We start from the raw sequence: 10,600 nt of genomic DNA, 5'->3' as shown, positions 1-10,600 counted from the left end.
ATCGAGAGATTCATAAGAAAACGTCATCCTTTCTAGTCTAGCTTTTTTAGAAAGAATAACGTTTTTTTACACTTGGGGGTAGTGAAGATTTTTAAGTTGATGGGCATGTGCAAAAACCCCTGTGTTATCAAATCTACTGATAACACAAGGGTTTCATAAGATTATTCCGCGAGGGCGGAGCATTGAAAATGTGTAGCCCCTTTTTACAGGCTAATATTAAACAAGTGCATTTAACTCACGTATCATATAAAATTTGCTGAAAAATAATTTTACATTCATTTGGTAAAATGCTTTTTTATGAAGTAGGTGTAGTCAATAAGAACCTCTAACACTTCTTGCTGTTTTTGTGGAGGCAAATCAGATATTGCTACTTTAATTAATTCTAATTTACTTTCGAGGGGTGCATTTCGCCCGAATAGTTCATCTATGGAGACATTATGTATTTCAGCAAGATTCATGATGGAATCTGCATCAGGATCAGCTTTCCCATATTCCCAATTTGCATAAGTAGTACGGGCAATGTTTAGGCGATGTGATATATCGGATTGGGTATATCCTTGTTTTTTTCGCAATTCAGCAAGTCGTTTGCTTAGATGGGACATATCATCACCTTTTCCTTTCTGATTTATAAAGTTAGTGTAAAACAGAAAAGGTAAATTGTGTCCTAATGACTAATAATAAGTCATAATTTAAATTAATTTGTAATAATTAGTTTAAATGTTATGATGATAGAGAAATATTTAGTGTTCTATGAGCAAAAAAACAGGAAGAAATCGAAACATTAAATCGAGTTTCTTCCTATTATATATACTTACTAAAATAATGAATTTCCTATATCTATTGTGGCCAAGCTTTGACGTCTTGTACGCTCTCTTAAATAACGTTCTGTAGTCATGATAGATTCATGCCCTAAATAGTCCCTTATTTTTTTTAGTTCAACACCCTTTTCCATTAAGTAATTAGCCATGAAATGCCTACAAGTGTGAGGAGTGATTCTATCCTGTCGGTAACGCAGAAAATCTAAATTTATTTCTTCTATTTTTTTGGCCACAAGAGAAGAGAGATAGTCCGCTCGATAATTTGATCCATCAGCTTTAGGGAGAAAAGCGGAGGTACTCGATGCATCTAGTTCTGTTGTTTGTTTACGTAAACTTCGAACATGGCATAAAGCATCCAATGTATCTTCAAAGATGCGAACTTCCCTACTTTTATTCCCTTTACCAACTACACGAAGTAAATAGGCATTTAAAGATGAATGAAAGACCAAATCTGCCCATTTAGCAGTTGCGATTTCTTCAATTCGTAGTCCTGTTGTAGTTAACAGGAAAAATGCAGTGTAAACAAAATAGTTGGATTTTTTCAGTTCATCTAAGATCTGGTTAACTTCTTCTGGGTAAAGGTCACGATTGACCAGCTCTTCTTTTTTTACGGATACTTTTTTAAGGCGACTACTAAAGTTGTCTGAGAGTCCGTTGTTATCGTACACATATTTTAAAAACTGCTGAACTACTGTTTTCTTTTTACGTAATGTAGTGGCTGCATATTTCTTACTTAATTCATAGAAGTAGATTTCCATCTCATTATGGGATAACTCCTGGATGGTTCCGATTGTTTCTTTTATGTAACGAAGAAAATGAGAAAGATCGTGCAGATACTGTTGTTTTGTTCGCTCACTTCTTTTTTTCGTTAAAGAAGGCTCATCGTGTAAAAATAAATAAACCAATGATTCTTCACTTAATTGGGAGTAGTCAATATTACGGATACCCAAACCCATAATGTTTTCAAAATGACTGCTATCAAAAAAATCTGATTTTGATTTTACAATTTGGTTATTATGTTCGTAATTTATAATATTCAAATTTAAACACAACCTTTTATAGAATGAAATATTAAACAAATATTTTTATATAAATTTTTATAATTCTAATTATACCACAATAAACTTATAATTTATCGTGGTATAAAATGAAATGATTAAAATAATATTTTTACCTTAAAATTTAACGTTTCTGTTTAGATGATATATAATGGAAATGTTAAATTCGTTTTTTTTTGTACATTTCAATCCAGATGCGGTAGGAGGAGATTTTTTTTGACTCATCTTCGTCGAAAAATTTTACAAGAAATCCATAATTTAGAAGATGCACATTGTTCAATTTGCCCTCTGAACAACCTATCAGTGAATTGTACAGATGAGCAAGAACAGGCAAAACAAAGAAACTACAAACATTGTAAAGGGTGTCCCATTTTCGATTCCATCCGAGAGAAAGGAGATCAATTGAATTCTTTGTCGAAAAAGAGTACATTTAATAAGGTACGAGAACGTTATATGGAAAATCCATTTAAATATCTGCAGTATAAGGAGTACTCAATCAAAGATGTAGTAAAAGAAACAGGTTTAACAAAGTATCAACTAAGAAAATTTAAAGAACAGCTAGAATGAAAGTTTCGGATGAGGTGAGATATGAGCTATTTATCTTTAGAAGAGGTATGCGATCGGGTAGGGTTAACAAAAAATCAATTAGGTTATTTAATTAAGTATAAACACATCGAACCTATCAATCTAGATACCTGGAAAGCAGATGGAGGATATTGCTTTGAAAAAGAGGATGTAAAAAAGCTAGAGGAATTATACAAAGATTGTTTAACATTAAAAGAAGCTGCTGAATTTCTAAACAAATCTAAGACATACGTTCATAATGCAGCTAAAGATGGGATGTTGCCTTTTAAAGAGATTGCTAAAGGGAAATCTACTGAACGCTTGTACTTAAAAAAAGATCTGGAAATATTCAAAGAAAGAATTGAAAATAGATCAAAAGAAGAGTCGAAAGAAAAAAAGCAGCATTTAAGTCTATACCTTGATGAAAAGGTATTAGAAGCAATAAAGAAAAAGGCTGAAATGATAGGGTATAATGGCTACAAGAAGTTTGCTGAAGACATTTTAACCGCTGAAGTAAAAGAAGACATAGAAGAATAGAAATTCCAGAGAGAATAGACCCCTAAAAAAACAAAAAACGTTATAAGGGGTCTATTTTTGTTTTTAAGGAATTTATAAACTATCAGGTCTAATTGCATTACCTTAAACGCCTATGACGTTTACAAGCGAATTTGAGAGGTCGTTTTTTTGTTTGTTCAGTCAAAATTGCTGTTATTACAAAAAAAGGAACTGATTATAAGAGAAAAAGATTCACAATCTATAATATTGATATTTTTGGAAATTAAGTTGTTGTTTACTTAATAGTATAAGAGGCGCTCAATAGAAGAAAGCAATTTGATATATAACATAGAAAATAAATTACGAAAAAGAAAACTTTAAGTATACATATTTATATTATAGTAAACTAACTAATAATTGATATTAGTTAGTTTACTAAGAAACTTCTTTTTCAAATTTAAAGGGTTAATTTAATAATATCCTAATACAGTAGGGGTTATGGTATAATGTATATAGTAACCGATATGGATTTTTTACTTCAATTATTACAAGATGCTACGAAGCTATTCATAACAGTATTCGTAACAACTTATGCAAATGCTTATGCAAATAAGTTAGTTAAAAGTAATAATAAACGTAAAAGAACCACCGCGTCCGGCAAGACAAAAGGTGGTTCAAAAAGAAAATAACTAAAAACTTGCAACCAACCACCTTACAGCGGCAGTTACATATTGGACGGGATGTTTCCAGCATCCTGTCTTTTTAGTTTATGCAATTTAGTTAAGTGCTATACTTTATATACATTAAATATGCATTCAATATATATCTAATCTACAGTAAACATACCATATATTTATTTTTTGGTCAATAAACAAGCAATCATGATTTCATTCAAAGTATATGTGGAGTAAATTACAAAATCCTAATTCTATTCACAGTATACTAAAATAACGAGATAAGTCTCCCTTATTTTAGTATACTGTGAATAGAAAGAAAATTCAGAACTTATATTGCGATGTTTATAGTATAGAATTCATTAGAAATTTATACATCATGTAAAAAGTACACATTTACGAATCATGTCTGTACCCCCCTACATTATATGCTGTACATTTCAGAGTTTGAAAAGTTTCAAAAATGGCTTATAAGTAATCGACTGGTGTTGAAGATGGTAAAGTAGTCACAAATATATATGATGTTCCCTAGTTGGAATTAATCCTTCACGAATATTCATAGTAACGTCTCTCGGTATCGTATTTAGTCTTTACGCTTTAATAACTTGAGATTAAAGTACTAATACCTGTTTTAGTACTTTAATGATTAATGAAAATATATAGCGTTTATTTATACTCTTCTAATTATCATGCAGAGAGATTAATCACAATTTTTTCTCTTACATCAAGAAATATAACTAGGAGAGTTTTTCTGTTTTTGTTAAAAAATCATAATTATGGTTTCTTTATTAGAAATTAGTAATTTCTCATTTGCCTTTTATTTAATTTATTTAGTAAATCGATTTGTAATATTGTATTGCGATTTAAGCTGTTTTTTGAAATTACTCTCTGATTTTATATTTATATATCAAATTTTGATTAAATCATTATTTCTTAGAGATTTATTATCTGTTAAGAATAGTGATGTAGTGGGACCCCCTATAAGGCGACAAACAATAATCATACCAAATACTTACTCATTATTATGCATATCAAAATAAAATTTTAAGAATTTACGTAGTATTTCAGATTGATTATCTTTTCGCCATGCAAATGACGCTTCAATTGCTATATTTATATCTTCAACTTCTCTTTGTACAATACCACTTAATGGGTAAAGTGATGAGGGGAACAAAGCAATTCCCATACCATTTCCGACTAACGATGAAACAGTTTGAAGATCATTAGCTTGCATAATGATTTTTGGTGAGAATTCCACGTTTTTGAATAGGTTCATAAAAGTATCATAATAAAATGGGGCTGTTGATTTAGTTGCCATAATAAAGGGTTCGTTCACCAAATCACCAATATAAATTGCTTGTTTAGAAACCAGAGGGTGATTTTCAGGAAGTATTGCCTTTAAGCATGCCTTTTGGATTGGTTTTACATGAATTTTATTGCTATTTATCGGGGCAGCTATTATACCTACATCAATTCTTTTTTCATGTAAAGCTTTAACTTGAAGAGGTGTACTTAATTGTTGTAATACAATCCCAATCTCAGGATATTGTTTACGGAATTCTTGAATAGGTTGAATAAGGTCTTGTACGGAGCCACTAAATCCCATTACAAGCTCGCCTTCAAAGCCGGTAGAAGTTAATCTGGTGCTAATACACGCTTGTTCAACTTGATCAAGGATTTGATAAGCTCTATTTAGAAACACTTTTCCAGCACTTGTTAACTCAACATGCCGCTTTGTCCGGTTAAATAATTTCGCTCCAATTTCCTCCTCTAATTCCCTTATTTGCTTACTCAGAGGTGGTTGAGCAATGTGTAGTTTTTCCGCAGCTCTACTAAAGTTAAGTTCCTCTGCCAGTGCTAAAAAATATCGGATGTGTCTCAGTTCCATTTCCTTCCCTTCCTTCCAATCATTTATACCTAAAAGATATTAATAAGATACTTTTTAGGTATTTCCTATAATTATTAATATTATTTAATATTAAGTCAAGGTAAGTTAGTTGCTATTAACATAGAAATTCAGAAGAGTCTCTTCAAATAAAAGCTTTTATGTTAATTATTGTTGAGTTCATTCAAGTATTTTTATTCGAATTACTTTCAAAAATTTGATGCAATCGAAGGCAAGCAAGCTAAGAAAACGAAGAAGGAACGTGATGCAAAGTAGGAATTTAATTTGAGGAAAAGGAAGAGAAGTCTCTAAATGAATTTCATACGACAGCCTTACATTTAAAAATATACTTTTGTTTAAAATAAACTTTATATATTACATTTTGTTGAAGGCAGGTAAAGCTATGTATCGATTACTTGGAGTTATTTTTGGCTCTGTCATTACAGCACTTTCTTTTAATCTTTTCCTAGTTCCACATGAAATTTTAAGTAGTGGAATTAGTGGCGTTGCAATTATCATTGGAATCTTAACACCTTTTAATATAGGGATGGTAAACTTTTTATTGAATTTACCAATTCTTATTGTGGGATATGTTAGCCTAGGAAAACGATTTATAAGTTACACAATTGTCTCAGTTATTACATTTTCAGCAGCATTATATGCTATTCCTATACATGCATTGACAAGCGATGTACTACTCTCATCATTATTTGGTGGTGTAGCTGCTGGGGTTGGTATTGGGATAGTGTTCAATTGTAATGGTTCAACAGGTGGATTTGATATTATCGGTATGTTGCTTTCACGAAAAAAAGATATTCAGCTTGGTAAATTTTTAATCGTACTTAACACGATTATAGTTGTTATTTCTGGATTGTTTTTTAATTGGGATATTGCTTTAAACAGTTTATTATCCATTTATGTTACTGGAAAAGTAATTGATGCAATTCATACAAAACATCGGAAAATAACTCTGATGATTGTAACAGATCATGTAGAAAAGATGAAAGAAACACTTCTCTCTAATTTTGTACGAGGTATAACTTTGCTAAATGGAGAAGGCGCATACTCAAATGAGAAAAAACATGTATTAATGACGGTAATCTCTCGAGAAGAGCTATCTGGAATTAAAGCTATAATTTCTAAAGTTGATCCACAAGCGTTTGTAAATATAACAGAATCAGCAGAAGTATTAGGTTTATTTAGAAAAGGATAAAATACTCTAAATAAAACAATGTAAAGAGGGAAATTTCAAAAAGGTTAATATATGTGTTTGTTGTCCGCTACTAATGTTATTTTTCTTTTAGTTATCGTTTAACTTCCGAATTTTAATAGTAATACATTATTTCAATTCAACCCTTATTAGTAATGGCTGCACATATAGGAATTTGATTTATTAAATTTGGAAGACTAAAGAGGAACTCTTATAAAAGAATAAGGTGTATTAAGAGAGGATATAAAAAAATAATTATAAATTTGTCTATTTACTCAAATTATTAGATTACTTTTCAGGTGAGGATGATAATGATATGAAAAAGAAAACAGCATTAATGAATTGCACAGTTATAAACGGTGATTTGAATCGAAAAATAGAAAAAAACATGGTTATTCTCATCAATAAAGAAGGAGTCATAGAAAAAATCAAAAATATTGAAGGAATGATTGTCCCCAGTGATTACGAACAAATTGATATCAAACACCAATATGTTATGCCAGGACTTATAAATGCACATGCGCATTTATTTTCTGATGGAATCCCCACAGGACTAACTTTTAGTGAAGATGTGCTGAATTTTGGAATTAAGTTATTGGATACAAGATTCGGAAAAAAGTTTATTTATAATAGAATGAAGAAAAATGCTCTAGTTGCATTAAAATCTGGTGTAACCACAATGCGCTCTGTTGGAGAATTTTTTTATCAAGATGTGAAACTACGCGATGATATACAGGCTGAAAAAGTTATTGGTGCCGACTTATTGGTCTCAGGTTTCTTTATTAGTGCTACAGGTGGCCATGGTGCACCCTATTTAACACTGGAGACTGACGGTCCTTGGGATGGTGTGAAGAATGTACGTAAAAATGTACGCCAAGGTGTTGATTTAATTAAAATTTGTGTAACTGGTGGCGTAACCGATGCAAAAACGATTGGCGAAGCAGGGAGAATTCAATTAACTGAAGAAGAAGTCTTAGCTATATGTAAAGAAGCACATAAAATTGGAATGATGGTTGCAGCTCATGTAGAGAGCACTGAAGGAGTTAGGATTGCTTTAAAGGGCGGTGTAGATACAATTGAACATGGTGCTCAAATGGATGATGAAATTATCTCTCTTTATAAACAAAATCCAAATGCTTTACGAGGATATACTTCACTTATCCCGACATTTCAAGCTGCTTATCCATATGCATTACTAGATAGAAGTAAAACAAACATTAATGATGTACTTTTTGAAAATGCAAAAATTGTTTATGAAGACATGTTAATTAGTTTTCAACAAGCCATTGAGAATGAAATTAGTGTAGGAGTCGGAAACGATGCGGCAATGGCCTATGTATCGCACTATGATTTATGGAGAGAGTTAGATCATATCATTCGCTTTGGCGGTATTACCGAAGAAAAAGCAATACATTTGGTGACTAAAAGTAACTCGGAGATTTTAGGGATCGATAAACAAGTTGGTACAATAGATGAAGGGAAGAGAGCAAATTTATTGGTACTACCTAGTAATCCTATCGAAAATATTAAAAATTTATCAAAATTAAGTATAGTAATTAAAAATGGCATTGCATTTGAAGACTTAGGTGTTAAAAAGAACGAAAAATTGGATCTTGTATTAGATTTAATTTAAGAGCCTTCGTATTAACTTCTTTAAACAGTTACTTCTCACATACATGTTTTATTTAAACAGAAATAAAAAATAGAGTCTCAAGAACATGTTTCTGAGACTCTATTTTTTGAAACAAATAATCTGTACTCTTCATATTTACAGCTTAATTTGCTTTGATATCAAAGCATCACTACGATATACCAATCTTGACTTATGTAATTTAAATACGATTACCATATGGTATGTGCGTTCATACCGTTTCCAATAATTAGAATAAATATTGGGAATAAAACTGGCCCTAAGGTAAGTAGGAAATTTAAAAGTATAAGGATTCTATAAAACCAGGGATAATGTTGGTCATTTTGATTTGCAAATACTAAAATAACTAATGAAAATAAGTTTGTTACATATAAAAGTAGCATTAGAAACCAATAATTTGTCATTATACTAAGACTCCATGCTCCTAATAATTCGTGTATTATGCCAAAGGATATTCCTAATACTGCAAAACTAAAGGAAACAACTGCAATTTTTTTAAGAACTTTAGTAAATATTTTATCATGGGGATTTTGAGGATATAAACTTATGATATTAAATAAAGATAAATATCCCATTAAAATCCCTGCCCCATACAATAACAGGTCTCCATTAAACTTAAAAAAACAGAATAACCCTGTTAAAGAAAAAGCAAAGGAAATACATATTTTTTTTAACACCGGTTTCATTATATTTTCACATCCTTAAAATTTCAATTTATAATTATTTCGTTGCTGTTGAATTCAAATTACCTTTGTGTACATACTATTCTTTACAATTTATACTCTACATCTTTTGGCACGATTTTTTAATATTTAATTATAATATTTTATAGATTCTTTAGCGGTAATTTCCCATGAAAATTTAAGAAATACTATTTTAATTTTTCATATTGTGTATGCACTGCTTATAGCAGGGTAAAGAAATTTAAAAATCAACTAGAATTAATTATAATAGAGTCCACATTAACATAAGGTTAATAGTATGTAAATATAATTAAATAGGAGTTATTTATATTTTTGGTTTAAAGAGGACTACTTATTAAAAATATATTATATAATTTTAAAATTATTAATAACAGTTAGATTTATAAGGAAAAGTATATAAACCAACTGGCAAAACCGGTACTACACAGACCGTGTATGACAGAGAAAGTGAGAAAGGTAGAGATGAAAAAGGATTGCGTAGAGAATGTTACAATTCAACATTAGCAGGTTATAAGATATATGATAATCCTGAAGCTGTATTTTCTGTTGTTGTGCCGTGGATTCAAGAGGAGAAATCAGGTATTAATTGTGCAAATGGCAAAGATATATTAGATGCTTATTTTAATTTGAAAAATCAACGATTAAATGGAGAAACTGAAAAAAATTAATGGTTTAAAAGATAAGTGAAAAACGAAAAACGAAAAACGTCTCTAGTATTTAAATGAGCTAGAGACGTTCTTGTGTGTTTTCTGCATTTTAATTTCAATTACTACAAGTTGATATTTCGGCATCTTCTTTTTGCCAAATGTCAACTTATGATTAATCAAAATATATTTAATTGGAACATCTAATTAAGAAGTTGCATTATATAGAGTGGAAATGTTTTTCTTCCACAAAATTTATATAGTCTTGGTTAATTGAAGAAGGCTGCGGAAACAGTCGTACTTCAAATGAATGCTTTTGTTTTAATTGATAAGCCGTTGTTAAGAACTCGAAGAGAAACATCCTTTATTATTGTAAGTAATATCTATTGGATTATTTTTTCAATAGTAGGCATAACAGCAATTGGTGGTAATTATGCAGTCCAACCAACTGCATATACGTTTAATTTTTCACCTAATGTGTAGTGTTCACTATCAGAAACAGGCACTCTTAAAATTTTATTCTGAAAAACTAAATCCCACCAATTATGTTGATAAATAAGTGCTTCATCTTTTGTAGAAGTAGCAGCAACCACTAAATAATTGTTATCTATTGAAATGACATATCCAGTAAAAGGCTCTTGCTCTTGGTTTTGAATAGAATGAATAGGAGTATTAATCTTATTAGAATCTGCAAAGGCTGGTGTTAATCCGAAAGTAAATCCACATCCTAATGTTAAAGCTGTTACAGTTGTTACTAATTTTTGTTTTTTGTTAAATATAATATATATCCCATGCCCATCAACTTAAAAATCTTCACTACCCCCAAGTGTAAAAAAACGTTATTCTTTCTAAAAAAGCTAGACTAGAAAGGATGACGTTTTCTTATGAATCTCTCGA

10 protein-coding genes and 1 pseudogene are annotated in these 10,600 nt (G+C 30.5%); 6 read left to right on the top strand and 5 right to left on the bottom strand.

The genetic code is table 11. The annotated features are described in order from the left end of the window. Positions 1-275: 275 nt before the first annotated feature. A complete protein-coding gene (locus tag MR168_RS30025; protein WP_023901702.1) occupies positions 276-602 on the bottom strand; it encodes a helix-turn-helix domain-containing protein in 327 nt (108 codons plus the stop codon). A 212-nt stretch (positions 603-814) separates the two neighbouring features. After that, positions 815-1,858, bottom strand: a complete 1,044-nt coding sequence (locus tag MR168_RS30020; protein ID WP_021727866.1) for a tyrosine-type recombinase/integrase — start codon at positions 1,856-1,858, stop codon at positions 815-817. 234 nt (positions 1,859-2,092) lie between these two features. On the opposite strand from MR168_RS30020, the gene MR168_RS30015 reads away from it, so the two are divergent. The 3 genes from MR168_RS30015 (at position 2,093) to MR168_RS30005 (ending at position 3,624) form a co-directional block, all read left to right on the top strand. Next, positions 2,093-2,443, top strand: a complete 351-nt coding sequence (locus MR168_RS30015; protein ID WP_098685286.1) for a zinc-finger domain-containing protein — start codon at positions 2,093-2,095, stop codon at positions 2,441-2,443. 21 nt (positions 2,444-2,464) lie between these two features. Then, entirely contained in the window at positions 2,465-2,977 is a 513-nt protein-coding gene (locus tag MR168_RS30010; protein WP_023901704.1) for a helix-turn-helix domain-containing protein, read from the top strand. 464 nt (positions 2,978-3,441) lie between these two features. Further along, the gene (locus MR168_RS30005; protein WP_021728294.1) at positions 3,442-3,624 is read left to right on the top strand and encodes a hypothetical protein; all 183 of its coding nucleotides are present in this window, start codon (positions 3,442-3,444) and stop codon (positions 3,622-3,624) included. Between the two features lie 997 nt (positions 3,625-4,621). Here MR168_RS30005 and MR168_RS30000 read toward each other — a convergent pair. Then, on the bottom strand, positions 4,622-5,497 hold the full coding sequence (locus MR168_RS30000; RefSeq protein WP_021728293.1) for a LysR substrate-binding domain-containing protein: 876 nt from the start codon (positions 5,495-5,497) through the stop codon (positions 4,622-4,624). 400 nt (positions 5,498-5,897) lie between these two features. Here MR168_RS30000 and MR168_RS29995 point away from each other — a divergent pair, with 400 nt between their 5' ends. Beyond that, complete coding sequence (locus MR168_RS29995; RefSeq protein WP_021728292.1) at positions 5,898-6,707, top strand: YitT family protein; 810 nt, start codon at positions 5,898-5,900, stop codon at positions 6,705-6,707. A 313-nt stretch (positions 6,708-7,020) separates the two neighbouring features. Further along, positions 7,021-8,337, top strand: coding sequence for a metal-dependent hydrolase family protein (locus MR168_RS29990; protein ID WP_021728291.1), 1,317 nt, complete (start codon positions 7,021-7,023; stop codon positions 8,335-8,337). Between the two features lie 209 nt (positions 8,338-8,546). Here the strand turns inward: MR168_RS29990 and MR168_RS29985 are convergent, their stop codons facing one another. Beyond that, positions 8,547-9,041, bottom strand: a complete 495-nt coding sequence (locus MR168_RS29985; protein ID WP_021728290.1) for a DUF3902 family protein — start codon at positions 9,039-9,041, stop codon at positions 8,547-8,549. Between the two features lie 413 nt (positions 9,042-9,454). Here MR168_RS29985 and MR168_RS29980 point away from each other — a divergent pair. Beyond that, positions 9,455-9,727: pseudogene (locus tag MR168_RS29980) on the top strand (penicillin-binding transpeptidase domain-containing protein); the annotation flags it as partial. 407 nt (positions 9,728-10,134) lie between these two features. On the opposite strand, the gene MR168_RS29975 reads toward MR168_RS29980, so the two are convergent. Next, a complete protein-coding gene (locus MR168_RS29975) occupies positions 10,135-10,482 on the bottom strand; it encodes a hypothetical protein (RefSeq protein WP_044129470.1) in 348 nt (115 codons plus the stop codon). Between the last annotated feature and the right edge of the window lie 118 nt (positions 10,483-10,600).

It is taken from the genome of Bacillus cereus group sp. BfR-BA-01356, from assembly GCF_022663635.1.
GTDB classification, from domain to species: Bacteria; Bacillota; Bacilli; order Bacillales; family Bacillaceae_G; genus Bacillus_A; species Bacillus_A cereus.
This window is presented reverse-complemented; position numbering and strand designations above follow the sequence as displayed.

Bases quoted from the DNA above. Each gene is read 5' to 3' on its own strand.
- MR168_RS30000 (WP_021728293.1), bottom strand. From the start codon at position 5,497: ATGGAACTGAGACACATCCGATATTTTTTAGCACTGGCAGAGGAACTT.
- MR168_RS29995 (WP_021728292.1), top strand. From the start codon at position 5,898: ATGTATCGATTACTTGGAGTTATTTTTGGCTCTGTCATTACAGCACTT.
- MR168_RS29985 (WP_021728290.1), bottom strand. From the start codon at position 9,041: ATGAAACCGGTGTTAAAAAAAATATGTATTTCCTTTGCTTTTTCTTTA.
- MR168_RS30005 (WP_021728294.1), top strand. From the start codon at position 3,442: ATGTATATAGTAACCGATATGGATTTTTTACTTCAATTATTACAAGAT.
- MR168_RS30010 (WP_023901704.1), top strand. From the start codon at position 2,465: ATGAGCTATTTATCTTTAGAAGAGGTATGCGATCGGGTAGGGTTAACA.
- MR168_RS29990 (WP_021728291.1), top strand. From the start codon at position 7,021: ATGAAAAAGAAAACAGCATTAATGAATTGCACAGTTATAAACGGTGAT.
- MR168_RS30025 (WP_023901702.1), bottom strand. From the start codon at position 602: ATGTCCCATCTAAGCAAACGACTTGCTGAATTGCGAAAAAAACAAGGA.